Origin of the sequence: Kocuria atrinae, assembly GCF_039531425.1 — a bacterium.
Lineage (GTDB): Bacteria > Actinomycetota > Actinomycetes > Actinomycetales > Micrococcaceae > Kocuria > Kocuria atrinae.
This window is the reverse complement of sequence record NZ_BAAAQA010000015.1, coordinates 195,327-215,019: the sequence shown is the minus strand read 5'-3', so window position 1 is coordinate 215,019 and position 19,693 is coordinate 195,327. Positions and strand designations below refer to the sequence as shown.

General features: G+C 62.1%; 16 protein-coding genes. 5 read left to right on the top strand and 11 right to left on the bottom strand.

Features of this window, described 5'->3' with window-relative positions:
* Nucleotides 1–203: 203 nt before the first annotated feature.
* From ctaE to qcrB, 4 genes are all read left to right on the top strand, one after another.
* Entirely contained in the window at nt 204–842 is a 639-nt protein-coding gene (ctaE, locus tag ABD283_RS07520; RefSeq protein WP_344224364.1) for an aa3-type cytochrome oxidase subunit III, read from the top strand.
* Nucleotides 843–902: 60 nt separating this feature from the next.
* On the top strand, nt 903–1,694 hold the full coding sequence (qcrC, locus tag ABD283_RS07515; protein WP_344224363.1) for a cytochrome bc1 complex diheme cytochrome c subunit: 792 nt from the start codon (nt 903–905) through the stop codon (nt 1,692–1,694).
* A gap of 72 nt (nt 1,695–1,766) precedes the next feature.
* The gene (gene qcrA, locus ABD283_RS07510) at nt 1,767–2,861 is read left to right on the top strand and encodes a cytochrome bc1 complex Rieske iron-sulfur subunit (protein WP_344224362.1); all 1,095 of its coding nucleotides are present in this window, start codon (nt 1,767–1,769) and stop codon (nt 2,859–2,861) included.
* The gene (gene qcrB, locus ABD283_RS07505) at nt 2,861–4,525 is read left to right on the top strand and encodes a cytochrome bc1 complex cytochrome b subunit (RefSeq protein WP_344224361.1); all 1,665 of its coding nucleotides are present in this window, start codon (nt 2,861–2,863) and stop codon (nt 4,523–4,525) included. The genes qcrA and qcrB overlap by 1 nt, the downstream gene beginning before the upstream one ends.
* A 1,520-nt stretch (nt 4,526–6,045) precedes the next feature.
* On the opposite strand, the gene ABD283_RS07500 is transcribed toward qcrB, so the two are convergent.
* The 5 genes from ABD283_RS07500 to ABD283_RS07480 all read right to left on the bottom strand — a co-directional run bounded on the left by ABD283_RS07500 (nt 6,046) and on the right by ABD283_RS07480 (nt 11,163).
* A complete protein-coding gene (locus ABD283_RS07500) occupies nt 6,046–6,450 on the bottom strand; it encodes a cytochrome c oxidase subunit 4 (RefSeq protein WP_344224360.1) in 405 nt (134 codons plus the stop codon).
* Nucleotides 6,447–8,168 carry an aa3-type cytochrome oxidase subunit I gene (gene ctaD, locus ABD283_RS07495; protein ID WP_344224359.1) on the bottom strand — a complete coding sequence of 574 codons (1,722 nt, stop codon included), beginning with the start codon at nt 8,166–8,168 and terminating at the stop codon, nt 6,447–6,449. Before ctaD ends, ABD283_RS07500 begins: the two co-directional genes overlap by 4 nt.
* Before the next feature lie 10 nt (nt 8,169–8,178).
* Complete coding sequence (gene ctaC / locus ABD283_RS07490) at nt 8,179–9,042, bottom strand: aa3-type cytochrome oxidase subunit II (RefSeq protein WP_344224358.1); 864 nt, start codon at nt 9,040–9,042, stop codon at nt 8,179–8,181.
* 259 nt (nt 9,043–9,301) lie between these two features.
* Entirely contained in the window at nt 9,302–9,670 is a 369-nt protein-coding gene (locus ABD283_RS07485) for a HesB/IscA family protein (protein WP_344224357.1), read from the bottom strand.
* Nucleotides 9,671–9,750: 80 nt separating this feature from the next.
* Nucleotides 9,751–11,163, bottom strand: coding sequence for a dipeptidase (locus ABD283_RS07480; RefSeq protein ID WP_344224356.1), 1,413 nt, complete (start codon nt 11,161–11,163; stop codon nt 9,751–9,753).
* Between the two features lie 85 nt (nt 11,164–11,248).
* Here ABD283_RS07480 and ABD283_RS07475 point away from each other — a divergent pair, with 85 nt between their 5' ends.
* A complete protein-coding gene (locus ABD283_RS07475) occupies nt 11,249–11,845 on the top strand; it encodes a DUF3043 domain-containing protein (protein ID WP_344224355.1) in 597 nt (198 codons plus the stop codon).
* 105 nt (nt 11,846–11,950) lie between these two features.
* Here the strand turns inward: ABD283_RS07475 and ABD283_RS07470 are convergent, their stop codons facing one another.
* From ABD283_RS07470 to ABD283_RS07445, 6 genes are all read right to left on the bottom strand, one after another.
* Nucleotides 11,951–13,045, bottom strand: coding sequence for a quinone-dependent dihydroorotate dehydrogenase (locus ABD283_RS07470; RefSeq protein WP_344224354.1), 1,095 nt, complete (start codon nt 13,043–13,045; stop codon nt 11,951–11,953).
* Nucleotides 13,046–13,139: 94 nt separating this feature from the next.
* Nucleotides 13,140–13,925, bottom strand: a complete 786-nt coding sequence (locus ABD283_RS07465) for an isoprenyl transferase (RefSeq protein ID WP_344224353.1) — start codon at nt 13,923–13,925, stop codon at nt 13,140–13,142.
* 20 nt (nt 13,926–13,945) lie between these two features.
* On the bottom strand, nt 13,946–14,701 hold the full coding sequence (gene recO, locus ABD283_RS07460; RefSeq protein WP_344224352.1) for a DNA repair protein RecO: 756 nt from the start codon (nt 14,699–14,701) through the stop codon (nt 13,946–13,948).
* Between the two features lie 124 nt (nt 14,702–14,825).
* Nucleotides 14,826–16,580: a 2-isopropylmalate synthase gene (gene leuA / locus ABD283_RS07455; protein WP_344224351.1), complete on the bottom strand. Its 1,755-nt coding sequence runs from the start codon at nt 16,578–16,580 to the stop codon at nt 14,826–14,828.
* A gap of 260 nt (nt 16,581–16,840) precedes the next feature.
* The gene (locus ABD283_RS07450; RefSeq protein WP_344224350.1) at nt 16,841–18,535 is read right to left on the bottom strand and encodes an LCP family protein; all 1,695 of its coding nucleotides are present in this window, start codon (nt 18,533–18,535) and stop codon (nt 16,841–16,843) included.
* A 93-nt stretch (nt 18,536–18,628) separates the two neighbouring features.
* Nucleotides 18,629–19,678, bottom strand: a complete 1,050-nt coding sequence (locus ABD283_RS07445; protein WP_344224349.1) for a GTPase Era — start codon at nt 19,676–19,678, stop codon at nt 18,629–18,631.
* Nucleotides 19,679–19,693: the final 15 nt, after the last annotated feature.

Genomic DNA, 19,693 nt, shown 5'->3' with positions numbered 1-19,693 from the left:
CGGGATCCAGTTGAGGTAGTCACAATCTGACTGTACCGCCAGATTCCCGCTCTGCACGAAGCCGCCCGGGCACAGGGATTTCAGCTCCCTATATAAGGGGCGCCACGAAATAACCTGCAAGAGAAGCAGTTGGTTCGCGACACGGAACCCTCAGAAGGGCCCGGTGGTTGGTTCACGGAGAGTTTTGGCGACATAATGTCTCTGTGACAACTGCAACCCATACCCCAGCCAAACCGGTAGGCGCGAACATCAATCGCCCCAACCTCACTTCCGTGGGCACCATCGTGTGGCTCTCCTCCGAAGTGATGTTCTTCGCCGGTCTTTTCGCCATGTACTTCACCCTCCGCGCAACGTCTCCGGAGTTGTGGGAGGAACAGACCTCGATGCTCAACGTTCCGTTGGCATTGATCAACACCATCATCCTGGTGCTCAGCTCTGTGACCTGCCAGTTCGGCGTGTTCGCTGCTGAGCGTCTCCAGCCCCGCCGTACCGGCGGCATCTTCCAGTTCACCAAGTGGGGCATGACCGAATGGTTCGCGCTCACCTTCCTGATGGGTGCCGTCTTCGTCTCCGTCCAGGTGTACGAGTACGCTGTGCTGGTTTCCGAAGGCGTCACCATTGCGGCCAACGCATATGGTTCTGCCTTCTACATCACCACCGGCTTCCACGCGATCCACGTGACCGGCGGTCTGATCGCATTCCTATTCATCATGGGCCGCGCCTACGTTGCCAAGCGGTTCGGACACTTCGAGGCCACCTCGGCCATCGTGGTCTCCTACTATTGGCACTTCGTGGACGTCGTCTGGATCGTCCTGTTCATCCTGGTCTACTTCATTCAGTAACCAGCAGGAACGATTCACCCCATCCCAGTCTCCAAGTACCGAGTAAAAGGAACGTTTGACGTGAAGGCACTCTCACAAAAGCGCCGCCATCCTCTGGCAGTCCTCGCACTGCTCGTCATGGCTTTGCTTCTCACCGGTGGACTCTATGCAGTTGCCACAACCACCAACGAAGCCAAGGCCGAGACCACGACCTACTCGGCACAGGATATTGAGGAAGGCCAGAAGTTGTTCCTGGCCAACTGCTCCACCTGCCACGGCCTGAACGCAGAAGGCACCGAGGCCGGCCCCAGCCTCATCGGTGTGGGCGCCGCGTCCGTTGACTTCCAGGTCGGCACCGGCCGCATGCCCATGCAGATGCAGGGCCCCCAGGCACAGGTCAAGCCGGAACAGTTCAATGAAGAACAGACCAAGCAGCTCGCAGGCTACGTAGCATCGCTGGGTGCCGGCCCCGCCATCCCCGAGGACGAGTACCTGGACGTCACCAAGGGCGATTCCGCCAACGGCGCCAAGGTCTTCCTGGCCAACTGCGCCATGTGCCACAACGCCGCCGGCGCCGGTGGCGCATTGACACGCGGCAAGTACGCTCCCTCCCTGATGGGCGTCGACGAGGCCCACATTTACGAGGCCATGCAGACCGGCCCCCAGAATATGCCGGTGTTCAATGACGCCAACATCACCCCCGAGGAAAAGCGTGACGTGATCACCTACCTCAAGGCATTGGACAACAACACCAACCCGGGCGGTTTCGGTCTCGGATCGCTCGGCCCGGTCTCTGAAGGCCTTCTTATTTGGAGCCTCGGTCTGGCCGTCGTCATTGGTTTCACCGTTTGGCTCACTTCGCGCTCCGCCTGAGAGCAACAGCCGGTACGGCCGGCGACCCGACACAGTATTATTCAAAGCATCAAGAGAAGAATGAGGGACCACATGGGCGACCATCGTGACGGCACTCCCCAGCACAGCGGGGCGGTTGTCACCTCGGACGGAGCAGCTAAGAATCAGTTCCCCGACCCGGGACTTCCGCCGCACCGTCCTCGAGTGACAGACGTTGACCCCAAGGCTGCTAAGCGTGCCGAGCGGCAGGTAGTACTGCTGTTCATCATCTCGATCCTCGGATCGATTCTGTTCTTCATCGCGTACTTCGGTATCCGAGTGGACGGGCCGATCTACGACGTGGTGAATACAGAACCCACCAACCAGCTGCGCTTGCAGAACCTACTGTTGGGCCTCGGTATTGCGCTCGGCATGTTCGGTATCGGCATCGGTATCGTCCAGTGGGCGCGTACCCTCATGCCCGACCACGAGCTGGTCGAGGAGCGTCACGACGTACGCACCGAGGAACAGCGCGCGGAAGCTCAGGAAATCCTGACCACCATTTACGACGAGTCCGGAATCAAGCGCCGCCCGCTGCTGCGGAACACCCTGATCGGCGCGGCTGTCTTGGCTCCGCTGCCCTTCGTCGGGTTGCTCCGCGACCTGGGCCCCACGAATTTGGATGTGCTCAAACACACAATCTGGGACGAGGGAGTGCGTTTGGTGCGGGACCCCTCCGGTACCCCGATCAAGGCCTCGGACGTCACCCTGGGTTCCGCGTTCCACGTAGTCCCCGAGAACCTCTCCGAACTGGGTCACCACGACGGCTATCTGGACGAGAAAGCGAAGGCTGTGGTGCTGCTCATGCGCCTCGACCCGGACAAGGTGAACGTCTCGCCTGATCGCGAAGACTGGAACGTGGACGGTATCTTCGCCTACTCCAAGGTCTGCACCCACGTCGGCTGCCCCATCGCACTGTACGAGCAGCACACTCACCATCTGCTGTGTCCCTGCCACCAGTCGACCTTCGACCTCACCAACGAGTGCGAAGTGATCTTCGGCCCGGCCTCTCGCCCGCTGCCCCAGCTGCCCATTACCGTCGATTCCGAGGGTTACCTCGTTGCGCGTAGCGATTTCCATGTGCCCGTGGGACCCACCTACTCGCAGCGGGAATTCCACGTCCGAGAAATGCAGGGTGAGGCAAACTGATGTCATCTACTACTGATTACGAGTACAAGCCCCGCACAAGCACCGGGCGGATCGCTAACTTCGTGGACACCCGCGCGGGTGTCTCCCCCATGGTCAAGGAATTCGGTCGCAAGATCTTCCCTGACCACTGGACCTTCATGTTCGGTGAGGTCGCGCTCTACAGCTTCGTCATCCTGCTGCTGTCGGGCACGTTCCTCGCCTTCTGGTTCGACCCCACCATGACCTCCATGGAGTATCACGGCAGCTACGTCCCCATGCAGGGCGTGGAAATGTCCGGTGCGTACGCGTCGTCCTTGAACATCTCGTTCGACATCCGCGGTGGCTTGTTCCTGCGTCAGCTCCACCACTGGTCGGCGCTCATGTTCGTAATGGCACTGTCCGTGCACATGCTCCGCGTGTTCTTCACCGGAGCGTTCCGACGCCCCCGCGAACTTAACTGGGTGGTCGGTTGCTTGCTGTTCCTGCTGGCGATCGTGGCCGGTTTCTCCGGCTACTCCCTCCCGGATGACGTTCTGTCCGGTAACGGTTTGCGCATTGCTGACGCCATGTTGAAGGCCATCCCCGTGGTCGGTACCTACATGTCGATGTTCATGTTCGGCGGCGAGTTCCCCGGACTGGCCATCATCGGTCGTCTGTACATTGCCCACGTCCTGATCATCCCCGCGTTGATCCTGGTCATGATCGTCGTGCACTTGTTCATGGTCGTCGTTCACAAGCACACCCAGTACCCCGGCCCGGGCCGCACCGAGGACAACGTGGTCGGCTTCCCGGTCGGTCCTGTCTACGCCGCGAAAGCCGGTGGCTTCTTCTTCATCGTGTTTGGTATTTTGGCGCTCTTGGCTGGTACCACCACCATCAACGCCATCTGGAACTACGGTCCTTACGACCCCTCCCCGGTTCAGGCAGGTTCGCAGCCTGACTTCTACATGGGCTTCCCGGACGGCGCTCTGCGACTCATGCCGGGTTCCTGGCCCTTCTCCTGGGAGTTCACCATTTTCGGCTGGGTTCTCCCGATGGCCATTCTTCTCCCGCTAATCCCCATCGCTCTGCTGTTCGTCGCGATGTTCGCCTACCCCTGGATCGAACGTTGGGTCACCAAGGACAACCGCGTGCACAACGTGCTGGATCGTCCGCGTAACGCCCCGTTCCGCACGGCCATTGGTGCAGCTGCCGTAACCTTCTACGCAGTGCAGATGATGGCGGCTTCCTCCGACCTCATCGCAACGCACTTCCACGTTGGTCTGAACGATGTCACCTACTGGCTGCGCGCCGCGTACTTCCTCGGCCCGATCCTCGCGTTCATCATCACCCGCCGTATGTGCTTGGCACTGCAGCGCAAGGATCGCGAGATCGTCCTGCACGGTCGTGAGTCCGGTCGGATTCAGTCCCTGCCGCACGGTGAGTTCGTGGAGGTTCACGAGCCGCTGGACGAGTACAAGCGCTACCGTTTGGTGAGCTTCGAGGACTACCAGGTAGAGCCGGCACGTGCGAACGCCAAGGGCAAGGTCACCGGAACTGAGAAGCTCCGTGGACGCCTGAGCCGCTGGTACTTCGAGGACCGCGTGGCTCCCGTGACTCCCCAGGAGCTCGAGGCAGCACACGGTCACCACGACGACCACGAGGCCGTTGGCGCTGGATCCCACAAGGCCCAGCTCGATAAGTAATATGACGGCCAGCTAGATCTGTTCATGAAGATGCCCCCGAGGTAAACCTCGGGGGCATCTTCATGCTCCCACTCCCCTGCGCTTACTTGACCAACTCCATGCAATGGCTGTCGGACATCCCACGGCGGTCTAGTAACAGCCCTTTGATGGCCCTGTTCGCCGCCTGCTCACCGAGATGTTGTACGGTCCATCCTCACCCCTGGTTACTAGTTACCGGTGCCAGGCTGGACTCGAGCCAGGTGAAAAGGTCGTGGTGGCGGATCAGGGTCCGGTAGCACGGACGGGATCGGCGTACGCGTTGATGGGTGGATCACCAGGCCCGGTCGTCTTTGACCCCGGTAGATCGCACTATTCCTTTGCCCGGCCGGGAGCGTTGTTTCAACAACGTCTCCTATTTCGCTTCCCTCGAGGCGTAGGCACCCATCCAGACCGCGGCGTGGGACCATTGCTGGCGCAGGGCAGCGTGCAAACCTGTGCCCCCGTCGACGCTGGTCACGACCGGGCCGCGATTCGTTTCAACGGCGCTAACCAGGCGGCTTTTTCTCGTGGTCACACCATTGCCAGCCCACCACGTGGGCGCCGGCGTAGACGATGTGCACGCATCAGCCGTTGGTAGTCGCCATTGAGCATGATCTGGTGGTGAATCACCCCGGTCGGCTCCCCAAGGGGCACAGGGATACGCCAGCAACAGGCTGGGACGTCTCTGAACGAGCGGCCAGTGCCTCCCTGGCCAACTTGAGCCCCCACGTCCAGAAGCCGATCCATGAACTGGTCCAGTTGGGCCGGGCGGGGGTTGTCCAACGCACTGAATCATTTCTCAGAACTCAGCAACCAGCACACGGCCTGTCGGGTGTGCTTGTCGGCCATCCCCGCAGTAGTCTCGCAACAGCTCCTTAATGTCCTTGTCCGGCCTGCTTTGTCACGGAGAGGTTGTCTGGTCAAACTTCACCCGCCGGTTACCGGTTCCCGGAGACATGCCGGGCTTTGAGCCACCCGATTAGGTTCTCGTGGCGGGACTAAAGCCCGGGCCAACGCAACACGCGATGGTCGCAGCGTGGACTGGTTCTGGGCCCATCACGCGGTGGTGGGCCCGGCTAGTCACCTCCCGTTTCGTCATCCAAAGGGCGGCGCCATAAGATCCTGATTCCTTGGTTAGTGAAGTTCTCCCGCACCAAGAACCGGAGCCGCAAACTCCATGCGCTACGGCTCTCCTGCCGGTTCAAACGCTTCTGAGTGACACGGTTAGCCATCCCCCTGCGACAGTCCCCCGCCGAGCCGCTCTGTGCGAATAGACCGTTCGTGCAGCCCCTAGGATGCCGGGTGTGGCGCGAACCCGCTCCTGGCGGCGCTCTCGGGGGTCGAGCCAAAGCGTGGAGGCCCTTCAATGACCGCATAGCCCCTAAGCATGGGGCTTGGTCCCACGGGCGCTCCTTGTCCGTTACGGCAATTAAGGTGTGGCACGAAAAGAAGCCCTCCTCGTTGAAAAACGAGGAGGGCTACTTTCGGATAGAGCGCCTACATCAGTGGGCGTGATCTCCGCGAGAGTGCTCGAAGATGAGTCCGAACAGACCCAACACGAGGACCGGTGCGGCCAGACCAATGATCCACCAGTCGATGGCCAGTGCCAGGATGAAGATCGCGCAACCGATGCCGAGCAGCAGCGGCCACCAGCTCCACGGGGAGAATGCCCCGTAGTCACCGGACATTTCCACGATCTCGCCGTCCTCGCGGTCCTCCGGGAGCATGGCGCCGGTGGAGCGGTCCACGAGCCAGAGGTATACCGCGAGCATGAGGCTCATGGCCGCCACGGCCAGCAGGGCGGGAAAACCGGCCAGTTCCTGGAATCCGGTGAGGTACCCGTATGCCGCTCCTGCGAGCAGGAAAAAGATGCCCAGGAGGACGAAAGTTTTGACAGAGGTTTTCATCGACCGGTCCTTCCAGATCCGCCGACGAGCGGCTGTTCTGCCTCGAATTGCTGGCTAGAGAACGCTGCCAGCTCGGGGTGGTGCAGGTCCAGAGCGGGACGCTCGGAACGGATGCGGGGCAGAGAGATGAAGTTGTGGCGCGGGGGCGGGCAGGACGTAGCCCACTCGAGGGAGCCACCGAAGCCCCACGGGTCGTCAACTTCCACCTTTTTGCCGTTACGAGCCGTGGTGTACACGTTCCAGAAGAACGGGATCATGGACAGCCCGAGGAGCATGGCGCCACCGGTGGACAGCTGATTCATCCACGTGAAGCCGTCCTCCGGCATGTAGTCCGCGTACCGGCGGGGCATGCCGTCCACGCCCAGCCAGTGCTGAATGAGGAACGTCATGTGGAACCCGATGAACAACATCCAGAAGTGGATTTTGCCCAACCGTTCGTTGAGCATCTTGCCGGTGAATTTGGGCCACCAGAAGTAGAACCCGGCGAACATGCAGAACACCACGGTACCGAAGATCACGTAGTGGAAGTGGGCCACCACGAAGTAGGTGTCGGAGACGTGGAAGTCCAGCGGCGGGGTGGCCAGGATAATGCCGGTGAGCCCACCGAACAGGAAGGTGAAGAGGAAGCCCAGAACCCACAGGATGGGCGTTTCAAAGGTCAATGATCCTTGCCACATGGTGCCGATCCAGTTGAAGAACTTCACGCCGGTTGGCACCGCGATCATCATGGTCATGAACGAGAAGAACCCGAGAGCCACGGCACCGGTCACGTACATGTGGTGTGCCCACACGGTGACGGACAGGGCGGCAATGGCGATGGTTGCGAAGACCAGGCCCTTGTACCCGAAGATCGGCTTACGCGAGAACACAGGGATGATTTCGGACACGATGCCGAAGAACGGCAGAGCGATCACGTATACCTCGGGGTGGCCGAAGAACCAGAACAGATGCTGCCACAGGATGGCGCCGCCGTTCTCCGGGTCGAACACGTGCCCGCCCAGTCGGCGGTCCATGCCCAAGGCGAATAATGCGGAGGCCAGCGGCGGGAACACCATGATGATCAGCAAAGCGGTGATCAGCGTGGTCCACGTGAAGATGGGCATGCGCCACATGGTCATACCCGGAGCGCGCATGCACAGGATGGTGGTGATGAAGTTGACGCCACCCATGATGGTGCCGAAGCCCTGAAGGCCAAGGCCGAAGACCCATAGGTCACCACCAACCCCTGGACTGAACGTTGTGCTGTTCAGTGGCGCGTACGCAAACCAGCCGAAGGAAGCGGCACCCTGCGGGGTGACGAATCCTGCCATGGCGATCAAGGAACCGAAGAGGAAGAACCAGAACGCCAACGCGTTCAAGCGCGGGAACGCAACGTCAGGGGAACCCAGCTGAAGCGGGACCAACACGTTGGCGAAGCCGACGAACAGCGGAGTACCGAACATCAGCAACATGATGGTGCCGTGCATGGTGAACAGCTGGTTGTACTGCTCCTTGGTCTCCAAGATCTGCATGCCCGGATCGAAGAGCTCCGCGCGGATCAGCAGCGCCATGACGCCGCCGATGCAGAAGAAGATGAAGGAAGAAATCAGGTACATGTACCCGATGGTCTTGTGGTCAGTCGAGGTGAGCCAATTGACAATCACCTTGCCCTTTGACCTAGGCACAACACGGGGAGCGACCGTGGTCGCTTCGTCCCGCGAGTATTCGAGCGTAGACATTGCCTATCCCCTAGTTGTTGGACGTTTCGTTCTGGTTCGGGTTGCGGTTGTACTCGTCGCCGACGGAACCGGTGTTGCCCTGATCGCGCAACTGTTCCATCTGAGCGTCGTACTCTTCCTGGCTCACAACGGCAACGTTGAAGAGCATTTCGGAGTGGTACTCACCGCAGAGCTCGGCGCACTTGCCGGCGAAAACGCCTTCGCGGCCGGTGGTGAAGCTCATGTAGTTGGTGCGCTCCGGGAACATATCGATCTTCTCAAGGAAGGCCGGAACCCAGAACGAGTGGATCACGTCGCGAGACTTGATCTCGAGCTCAACCTTGCTGTCCACGGGGAGGTACAGGGTGGGAAGGGTTTCTTCCACGCCCTCCTCACCGGTCAGGTGCGCCTGAACGCCCTGGTAGTAGACATCGTCGTCGAGGTAGTTGAAGTCCCAGGCCCACTGTTTGCCGTACACCTGGACGGTAACGTCCGGGTTGTCGTGCCGCGCCGTAATGGCCGTCTGCGCCCGCTCCGAGAAGAAGAACAGGGATACAACCATGGCGATCGGGACAATCGTGTAGAAGACCTCAAGCGGAGCGTGGTAGGCCAACTGGCGGGGGTAGCCGGTCTCGTTCTTGCGACGGCGATAAGCGATCATGCACCACAGCATGAGGCCCCAGGTCACCAGACCCACTGCCAACGCTGCTACCCACGAACCGATCCACAGATCAATGATGTGGTCCGCGTTGTCAGTGGTGCCACGTTCGGTGGGCAAGAAGCCCATCTTCGCTTGTTCGGAGCAAGCGGTGAGCGTGGTCGCAGCCAGGACTGCCACTGCCGAGGCCTTGAGCATCCGGCTTCGGCGGCTGCCGGATCGAGTTTGCGAACTCACAGACGGCCCTTCCTCTTCTTTGTGTGAGCTGTGTATGCGCTGGCACTGGGCACAGGGCATACGTGGCCCGTTAATAATTCTCCCTTGAGAGCTTACCCCTCCACCAGCGCTTCTGCTGACACTGTGTCACCGTGCCGTGTCGCCTTTTTCCGTCTGGGTTCACCCCTCACGGGACGACCTCCGCATCTCATGCAGGAACGGGGTGAATCCAACGCGTGGAGACGTTGGATTCACCCCGTTCAGGAGGGCTTGGGAGTCCTTAGTGGAAGGAATCACCGCACGCACAGGAGCCACCGGCGTTGGGGTTGTCGATGGAGAAGCCCTGCTTGGAGATGCTGTCCTCGAAGTCCACGGTGGAGCCGTTGAGGTACGGGACGCTCATCTTGTCCACGATGACTTCCACGCCGTCGAAGTCGCGGGTGTGGTCGCCGTCCAGGACGCGTTCGTCGAAGTACAGCTGGTAGATCAGGCCCGAGCAGCCGCCGGGCTGAACGGCCACTCGCAGACGAAGGTCGGTGCGACCCTCCTGGTTCAGGAGATCACGAACCTTCTGGGCGGCCTCGTCGGTCAACTGGACCTCGTGGGTCGGCAGTTCTTGGGTGGTCTCATTGTCGGTGGTGACGCTCATGGTGCTCGCTTTCTGTCCTACCGTGGGCGGTTCGCGAAGACGAACCGCTCTTTAATCTTCAAACGCCTCTGGTACGAGAATCATTCCGAGTCACGACGGCCTTGTTCGGCAAGGGCCGTCAGGACCAGAGCCTCAGCTGTTACCGCGTGCAAGAAATCCCCGATATGGAGGGATTCATTGGCACTGTGTGCTCGGGTGTCCGGATCCTCGATACCTGTTATCAGGATCTGGGCATCAGGGTACGCCTCGGTGAGGGTCGCCGTAAACGGGATGGAGCCACCCATACCGGATTTCACGGCGGGCCGACCCCAGGCCTGCTCGAAGGCCCACAACGCGATCTGTGAACTGACCGCTTGGGTGTCAGCGCGGAAGGACGGCCCGGCTTCTTCGACGGAGAAACTCACATGCGCACCGAAGGGTGCGTTCTCCTCGACGTGCTTACGCAATGCCTCCCCCGCATCCTGGGGATTCTGCCCCGGGGCGATACGCAGGCTCAATTTAGCTCGAACGGTCGAGGCAATGGTGTTGGACGCCGTATCGACGTCCGTGACGTCGATACCGGTCACGGACAGTGCAGGCTTGGTCCACAGGCGGGAGGCGATTGATCCAGTGCCCGCCAACTGCACGCCATCCAACACGCCGGCGTCGGCGCGGAAACGTTCTTCCTCGTAATCGACGTCCACGTCGTCTTCGGAGAGCAAACCGGCTACTGCCACGGCGCCGTCGTCGTCGTGAAGCGTGGCGATCAGGCGCGCCAACAAGGTCGGTGCGTCGAGTACGGGGCCGCCGTAAATACCGGAGTGTACGGAGTGATCCAGCACGGAGAGCTCCACAACACCTCCGACCACGCCTCGCAGGCTGGTGGTCAGGGCGGGAACTCCGACCTCCCAGTTGGAGGAGTCGGCAATAACGATCACGTCTGCAGCGAGTCGATCGCGGTATTCCCGGAGGAAATCCTCGAATCCCGGTGAACCAGCCTCTTCCTCACCCTCGATGAACACGGCCACACCAAGGGACGGTTCGTCGCCTGCGTGCTCGAAGAAGGCGCGGAGGGCACCAACGTGCGCCATCACGCCGGCCTTGTCATCGGCGGCACCGCGGCCCCATAAACGGCCGTCCTTCTCGACGGCCTGGAACGGCTCGGTGTTCCAGAGTTCACGTTTCCCCGGGGGCTGCACGTCGTGGTGGGCGTACAGGAGAATGGTGGGATAACCCGGCGCAGCTGCCTTACGTGCCACCACCGCCGGATTCCCGGGACGCTCGCCCTGTTGGACGCGCAGGATATCCACACTGTCGAACGGCAACTCGGAGAGTAGGCCCTTGACCGCTTCCGCGCTGCGTTCGAGGTCGGCGGGGTCAAAGGACTCCCACGCGATACCCGGGATGGCAACGAGCTCGGAGAGCTCCCCCAGAAGTCGCTCGCGGGATCCGCTGACGGTCTCCCGCAACGTATCGATGGTGTCCTGGCTCGGTGGAGTGAACTCGGTACTCATGGCTCCCACACTATCGCCGCGGTCCGGTTACGCGCCGATTGCACCGCGATGCCGCGTCTCGCGCTGACTCGGCTATCCTGGATCGGTGTTTGGACGCAAGAAAGCAGATGAATCCACGGGGTCCACGGCCGTAGGCGCCACGAGCGAGCCGGTTGAGACCGCCCCCGCCGATGGCCGTAAGGGCCGCCCTACTCCCAGCCGTAAGGAACAGGAAGCCGCGCGCAAGCGCCCCCTGGTCCCGGCCGACCGCAAGATCGCCAAGGCCGAATCCCGCCAGGCCGAGCGTGAACGTCGCGCTGTGGCCCAGGCCGGCATGGCCGCCGGCGATGAGCGTTATCTCGGCCCCCGCGACCGCGGCCCGCAGCGCCGCTTCGCCCGCGACTGGATCGACTCCCGCTTCAACATCGGTGAGTTCGTTCTGATTTTCCTGATCCTCATGTTGTTCATTCTGTTCCTGCCCAACCAGGCGATCGGCTTGACCTTCATTTGGATCATGTACGGCTACATCGCCCTGTGCGTGATCGACGCCTTCATCACTACGGCGCGCATGAAGTCCGTCATGCAACGTAAGTTCGGCGAGGTCCAGCGAGGCACCCGCTGGTACGCCGCGATGCGCACCTTCACCATTCGTCGCCTTCGCCTGCCCAAGCCACAGGTTCGTCGCGGGGAACGCCCCGCTTAGGCTCAGACGTTCTCATCTGCGACAGCACACGGGACCCGCACCGAATTGGTGCGGGCCCGTTGCATTGCGCCGGGGCGCGGTACGAGAAGTCGCGGCTCTCAGGCCTCAACCACGGACGCGGCGCGCTGCTTTCTTGAGACCGCGGTTGATTCTGGCTGCCCAGAACGGCCCCTCGTACAAGAATGCCGTGTACCCCTGCACCAGGTCAGCACCCGCGTCCAGGCGCTCGATCACGTCCTCGGAGGTTGTCACGCCTCCCACCGAGATCAGAGTCAGCCGGTCTCCCGCGTGCTGGCGCAGCATTTTCAAGACCTCCAGGGAACGACCCCGCACTGGCCGCCCGGACAGCCCGCCGGCACCACACGCGGTGACCTCGTCCTCGCTGCTACGCAGGCCCAAGCCATCACGAGCAATAGTCGTGTTGGTGGCCACGATGCCGTCCAACCCGAGGTCCAGAGCCAATTCGGCCACCGCCTGGACATCGGCGTCCGCCAGGTCCGGGGCAATCTTCACGAGCAGGGGTACGTGGCGCCCCGATACGGCCGAGGATTCTTCGCGTACTGCAGTGAGCAACGGTCGCAGCGAATCGAGTTCCTGCAGCTGCCGCAGACCAGGGGTGTTGGGTGAGGACACATTGACCACGAGGTAGTCGGCGTACGGGGCCAGGGCCCGGGTGCTCGTGACGTAATCCCCCACGGCATCCTCCAGCTCGACCACTTTGGTCTTGCCGATGTTCACGCCCACGATGGGTCGTTCCAGACCGGTTTTGAGGGCCTGTTCACTCAGTGACTGCAGTGCAGCGGCAACGCGGGGAGCGACGGCAGCAGCGCCGTCGTTATTGAATCCCATGCGGTTGATGACCGCGCGATCCTTGATGAGGCGGAAGAGTCGCGGCTTGGGGTTACCGGGCTGCGCCTGACCCGTCACGGTGCCGATCTCCACGTGGCCGAAACCGAGGTCCGTGAGTGCGTGGGTACCGGTGGCCCCTTTGTCGAATCCAGCGGCCAGACCGAAAGCCGATGGGAAGCGAAGCCCCATCACCTCTACTGCGCTGCCGGGATCCGGGCGGGTGAATTTACTCAGTACCGATCCGAGACCACTACGATGCATGGCCTTGATACCGGCGAAACCAAGGGTGTGGGCGAGTTCCGCATCCATCCAGGAGAACGCGACTTTGAAGAATGTGGGGTACAAGCGCATGGTCTCAGTTTTGCATATGGCCCAAGCGCCCGGACTCCGGTGTTCAACGTGTCAGAAATAATTGAAGTCAATATTGAAACTTTAAGAATAACCCTCAACTTCCCCCTGCAACTTTATCCACAGCTCCCCCGTATCGCCGGTCACGGCTCGCGTATTCTTCGACCGCGCGCCACAGCACCGTACGATCGACGTCGGGCCAGAGCACGTCGAGAAACACGAGCTCCGCATAGGCCGATTGCCACAGCATGAAGTTCGAAATGCGTTGCTCACCGGAGGAACGCAGGAAGAGATCCACGTCCGGCAGGTCGGGTTCGTCCAGGTACTGCTGCACCGTTGTCTCGGAAATGGATCGGGGATCCAGTACACCGGCCTGAATGTCACGCCCCATGGCCGCGGCGGCATCCGCAATTTCCGCCCGTCCTCCGTAGTTCACGCACATGGTCAGTGTGACCACGTCGTTGTCCTTGGTTTCTTCCTCGGCGTGCTCGAGGCGGTTGATCACGGACTTCCACAGTTTGGGTCTACGACCGGCCCAGCGCACACGAATACCCCATTCCTGGAACGTGGGCAGCTGACGCTTCATCACGTCCCCGGTGAAGTTCATGAGGAACGCCACCTCGGACGGTGATCGTTTCCAGTTCTCCGTGGAGAACGCGTACGCGGAGACGTTGGGTATCCCCATTTCGATGGCGCCGGCCACCACGTCAAGGAGGGCTCGCTCCCCCGCTCGGTGCCCCTCGTTACGGGGCAAGCCGCGCTCATTGGCCCAGCGTCCGTTACCATCCATGACCAGGGCCACATGTTTAGGCACGAATTGTTCCGGAATCGCCGGGGGCTTGGCACCGCTGGGGTGCGCCGGTGGCGGGGAGAATCTGCTCACGCTCTGCGTCCTTTACTGAATCATTCGGTGCGTTCGACCAAGCTCAAGGAACGCACCGACCGTTCCATGTGCCATTGAATGTAGCTGGCCACCAATCCCGCTGCGGCGCGTGCCGACTTGGAGTCTGCGGCGTCGATGGTTTCCCAATCTCCCTGCAGCAGTCCCTGGAGCAGGACGAACGTCGCTTCGCTGGGGGCGGCGGATCCCGGTGGCCGGCACTGCGGACACACGGCACCACCGATCGCGGCGGAGAAGGAACGATGGGGACCGGGCGCTCCGCAGCGGGCGCAGTCCACGAAGCTCGGGGCCCACCCGGCAATGGACACCGCCCGGAGTAAATAGGAATCAAGCGTGCGTCCGGGTTCGTGGAGACCACGCGCCACCGCAGACAGGGCGCCGGTCAAGAGCTGGTAATGCTGCTGGGCGGTGTCATAGTCGTCCGCGGTCAGTTTCTCGGCGGTCTCCACCATGGCGGCCGCGGCCGTGTACTTGGAGTAGTCGGAACCTATCTGTTCGCCGTAGGAGCGCTTACCCAGCGCTTGCGAGACGATGTCCAGCGTGCGGCCCTGTACTAACTGCAGCGTGGCCACATTGAACGGTTCCAAGCGAGCCCCAAAGCGCGAGGTGGTCCTGCGCACGCCCTTGGCCACCGCTCGCACTTGCCCGTGCTCCCTGGTCAGGAGGATCACGATGCGGTCCGCCTCGGCCAATTTATAGGTGCGCAGCACCACGGCTTCATCGCGGTACGAGCGAGAAGCGAAAGTTGAACCGGCCACTCCCCTAGTCTCCCACGCCTACCTGGCCGCCCGTGCGCGCAGACGAACACGCCGACGCCGCTGAGTGGCCCTCTCTACGGAAGGTCACCGAGCGGCGTCGGCGGTTGAATCGATACAACGGGGATTAGGCCTGTTCTGCCAACTGAGCGTCACGAACGGCGCGGTTGATGGCGGAAATCACGGCCTTGAGGGAGGAACGAGTGGTGTTGTTGTCCATACCCACGCCCCACAGCACGCGGTCACCCACGGCCAACTCCACGAAGCTCGCAGCCTGCGCGTTGGCTGAGGCGGACATCGTGTGCTCCGAGTAATCGAGCAGACGGACATCCACGCCCTCGGCGTTGAACAGCGAGATCAGTGCGTCAATGGGGCCATTGCCCTGCGACGTGCGGTCGTGACGCTGGCCGTCCACGTCCAGGCCGATCTCCAGAACGGTATTACCCTCGTCCTCCGCGTGAGTGGACATGCTGGAGATGCGGTAGCGACCCCAGCGGTGATCGCCGCTCTCACGTGCGGGCAGGTATTCATTTGTGAAGATGTTCCACAGCTGCGCACCGCTGACCTCGGAACCGGAGGTCTCCGTGTATTTCTGCACCACACCGGAGAACTCGATCTGAGCACGACGGGGCAGGTCCACTCCGTACTCGCTCTTGAGCAGGTAGGCCACGCCACCCTTGCCGGACTGCGAGTTCACGCGGATCACGGCCTCGTAGCTGCGGCCCACGTCCTTGGGGTCGATGGGCAGGTACGGAACGGCCCACTCGAGCTCGTCCACGGTGACGCCCTGGTCGGACGCGTCCTTATCCATGGACTCGAAGCCCTTCTTGATCGCATCCTGGTGGGAACCGGAGAACGCGGTGAAGACCAGGTCGCCGCCGTAGGGGCTGCGTTCCGGAACGGGCAGCTGATTGCAGAACTCCACGGTGCGGCGGATCTCGTCGATATCGGAGAAGTCGATCTGCGGGTCCACACCCTGGGTCAACATGTTCAGCCCCAGCGTGACCAGGTCCACGTTGCCGGTGCGCTCACCGTTGCCGAACAGGCAACCTTCGATCCGGTCCGCTCCGGCCAGGTACCCCAGCTCGGCAGCGGCCACGCCGGTGCCGCGGTCGTTGTGCGGGTGCAGCGAGATGATGATGTCGTCGCGCTGGTACAGGTGACGACTCATCCACTCGATGGAATCCGCATACACGTTGGGGGTGGCTTCCTCAACGGTCGCGGGCAGGTTGATGATCATCTGCCGTCCGTCACCGATTTCGAAGGTCTCGGCCACTTCATTGCAAATGCGGGCCGCGAACTCCAGTTCGGTGCCGGTGTAGGACTCGGGAGAGTACTCGTAGGTCACGTTGGTGTCCTTGAGCTGCTCCTCGTACTTCATGCACAACCGGGCGCCGGTCAGGGCGATGTCCACGATGCCGTCCATATCCTGCTTGAACACGACACGGCGCTGCAAGCGCGACGTGGAGTTGTACAGGTGCACGATGGCGTTGGGCGCGCCCTCAATCGCCTGATAGGTGCGCTCGATCAGGTGTTCGCGGGACTGCGTGAGGACCTGGATGGAGACATCCTCCGGGATCCGATCCTCTTCGACCAGCTTGCGGACGAAATCTAAATCGATCTGTGAAGCCGAGGGGAAACCCACCTCGATCTCCTTGAATCCCATGCTGACCAGCAGCTCGAACATCTTGAGCTTGCGGGTGGGATCCATGGGCTCGATCAGAGCCTGATTGCCGTCACGCAGGTCCACCGCACACCACCGAGGCGCCTTGGTGATGACCTTGTCGGGCCAGGTGCGGTCCGACATGTCGAACGGGAAATTCTGCTGGTACGGCGTGTACTTGTGCACGGGCATACCGGAGGGACGCTGCAAATTCTTCACGAAAAGCGGGCCTTTCAATAAATACGAGATAGGGCCGGCACCACGAAACTCCGCAGCGGGTCGGTCGGCCGTCCGTCAGATGGGTGAGGCCCCGCTGCGGCACATAAGCAGGAGTCGCACGTTCCCTGGCCGCATGTGATCCAACGTACCACTTGGACGGGCGCTGCCCGGAAAATGCGCGCCATCATGTCGGGCGGACGCCAGGACCCAGTAGTTGCAGTCCCGTGGAATTCCCCTCCGGATGGGTCCCACTATCCCCGTCAGTCCTGACAGGTGAACTGTTCAGCTGTTTGCCCTTGCAATTCGTCCGGCAGAGCTCCGGAGAGGTCCAGTTTCTCGCCGGAGGTGAAGTCCTGGCCGATGGAGACGCGCAGGCCCTCCAACTCGTAGTCGGCCACGAGCTGACTGTCCGGGACTCCCAACAACGCGGCCAAGTCATCAGCTGCTGTGGCCCACGTGGGGTTGTAGAAGATCTGCGTACCCGCCAGAGCGGTTCCGGTGCGGGCGGTCTCGGCCTGGGTATAACCGGACTCGGCCAGAAGGTCGCGAATCTCTTCACCACGGTCCGGTTCCCCCGAGCGGTTGGCCACTGTGATCGGCACTAGAGACGGCTGCACCTGGGGTGCCCATTCCTGCGAAGCGTCCTCGGTGGCTGCCGATTCGGGCGCAGTGCTCGGCGCGGCCGGCGCCGAGGTTTCTACCGGCGCGGCATCGGCGGTGGCAGCGGCCTCAGTGGGTGCCGCGGCGGCGTCGTCATCCTGGGCCGCCTCGGTTTCCTGACCCTCCTCGGAGGCCGGCGCAGAGCCGGTGGATGACGGCGCGGCGTCGGTCACGGCGCGATCCTGCTGGAGCGTGTCGAACAACCGTTCCGCAGGTTCTTCGTCCAGAACCAGGCGGTTGGGGTCCTCCGGATTCTGGACATTAGGAACCGTGACGAACGCAATCCGCCCCAGATCGATTCCGGCAAAGGTACCGGCGATCCCCACAAGTGTGGGTAGCGACGTCAGGCCCTCGTCCACGTGCAGATTCTGGGTCATGACTTCCGCGATCTTGTAGAGCTGCGGCAGGTTGTTCAGTGTGCCGTCACTCTGGATTTTGCGGGTCAGTGACGCCAGGAACGATTGCTGTGACCGAATGCGGGATTCGTCACCGCCGTCCCCGAAGGCGGCGCGGGAACGCAAGAAGGCCAAGGCCTGATCGCCCTCGACCGAGGAAATACCGGCGGGAAGTTTCAGCCCGGACTTGGGATCGTCCACGGGCCGGTTCACGCACACCTGTACGCCACCCACCGTGGAGGACAGCTCCTTCACGGCATTGAAGTCCGCGAGCATGAAGTGGTCGATGTCCACACCGGCCATTTCATTGACGGTGGCCACGGTGCACCCTGGACCGCCGTTCTCCACGGCGGAATTGATCATGTCCCGGTGGGCGGGGAACACTTCCCCTGACTCGGGGTCGGTGCACTTGGGGATGTCCACGACCAGATCACGCGGGAATGACACGACGGTCACGGCGTCCCGGTTTTCGGTGACGTGGACGAGCATCATGACGTCCGTGCGCCCGGACGCGTCGTCCTCGTCCCCGTACTCGGAATTACCGGAGCCCGTCCGGGTGTCCGAACCCATCACCAGGATGTCCAGGGGGCCTTCCCCCACGCTCGAGGAACCGTCCGAGAGATTGAGAGGACTACTGTCCAGGTTGCTACTGAGCCGCAGCGCGGCCACTCCGCCGATCCCCAGCACCGCAATCAGCCCGAAGACCGTGAGGATCACCGCAATTTTGCGTGCCGAGGGCCTGTGATCCCGTGAACGGTGGTGCCGGCCCGTCTGTTTCAGCTTGATGAACTCGTCGTCACGGTCCTCGTGCAGCGACTGTCGTCTGGTTGCGGGGGTGTCCCAGGGCGCAGGTTCACGGGACGCGCGGTTGCCACGTCCGTGTGCGCTGCGTGATTCCACCGGGTGATTCTCCTGAGTCGGTACGTGATGCTGATGAGGCCCTGGACAGGGTAGGGAGCGTTTCCTAATCCCACCTGAAAATGGGCGGGGATGTCAGAATCCCAACCGGGACAGTTGCTTGGGGTCACGTTGCCATTCCTTGGCGACCTTCACGTGCAGATCCAGGTACACCTTGGTCCCCAGAAGAGCTTCGATCTGGGTGCGGGCCTTGGTCCCGATCTCCCGCAGGCGCGAGCCGCCCTTACCGATCACGATGGCTTTCTGGGACGGGCGTTCAACGAACAGGCTCGCGTGAACGTCCAACATGGGGTTATTCGCCGAGCGACCTTCGCGTTCGCTGGCCTCATCCACCACCACGGCCAACGAGTGGGGCAGCTCATCCCGGACGCCCTCGAGCGCGGCCTCGCGGATGAGCTCGGCCATCATGGTGATTTCCGGTTCGTCCGTCAGCTCACCGTCCGGATACAGCGCCGGGGATTCCGGCATGAGACGTACGAGCAGCGCCGCGAGTTCCTCCACCTGGAAGCCGTCTTTGGCGCTCACAGGAATGACGTCGCTCCAACCGGCCTCGGATTGCGCGGAACGCGCGTTCTCGTTCACGGAGGCGACATTCGACGACGACGCCGCGCGACGGCGGCGTCGTTGCTCCCGCTGGGCTTGTTCCTCGGACATGACCTCGCGACCGAGTTCTGTGACGGCAATCAGTTGCTCGGCCAGCCTGTCGCGCGGCACAGAATCCGCCTTGGTCACAATGGCGACCACGGGATTACGGCCGGCAGCCGCGGCTACCTGCTGCGCGATGTAGCGGTCGCCCGGGCCAACCTTCTGGTCGGCGGGGACGCAGAAACCGATCACGTCCACCTCGCCCAGGGTCTCTGCCACCACGTCATTGAGGCGCTGGCCCAGTAGGGTGCGGGGCCGGTGCAGGCCCGGCGTGTCCACCAGGATCAGTTGGCCGTCCTTGCGGTGGACGATACCCCGGATGGTGTGGCGTGTGGTCTGGGGCCGGTTGGAGGTGATGGCCACCTTGCGCCCCACCAGCGCATTGGTCAGGGTGGACTTGCCCACGTTGGGTCGGCCCACGAACACGGCGAAGCCCGCGCGAAACTGCTGCCCGGGGGTGTCCTGATGATTTTCAGACATGTCCATGTCCTTTCA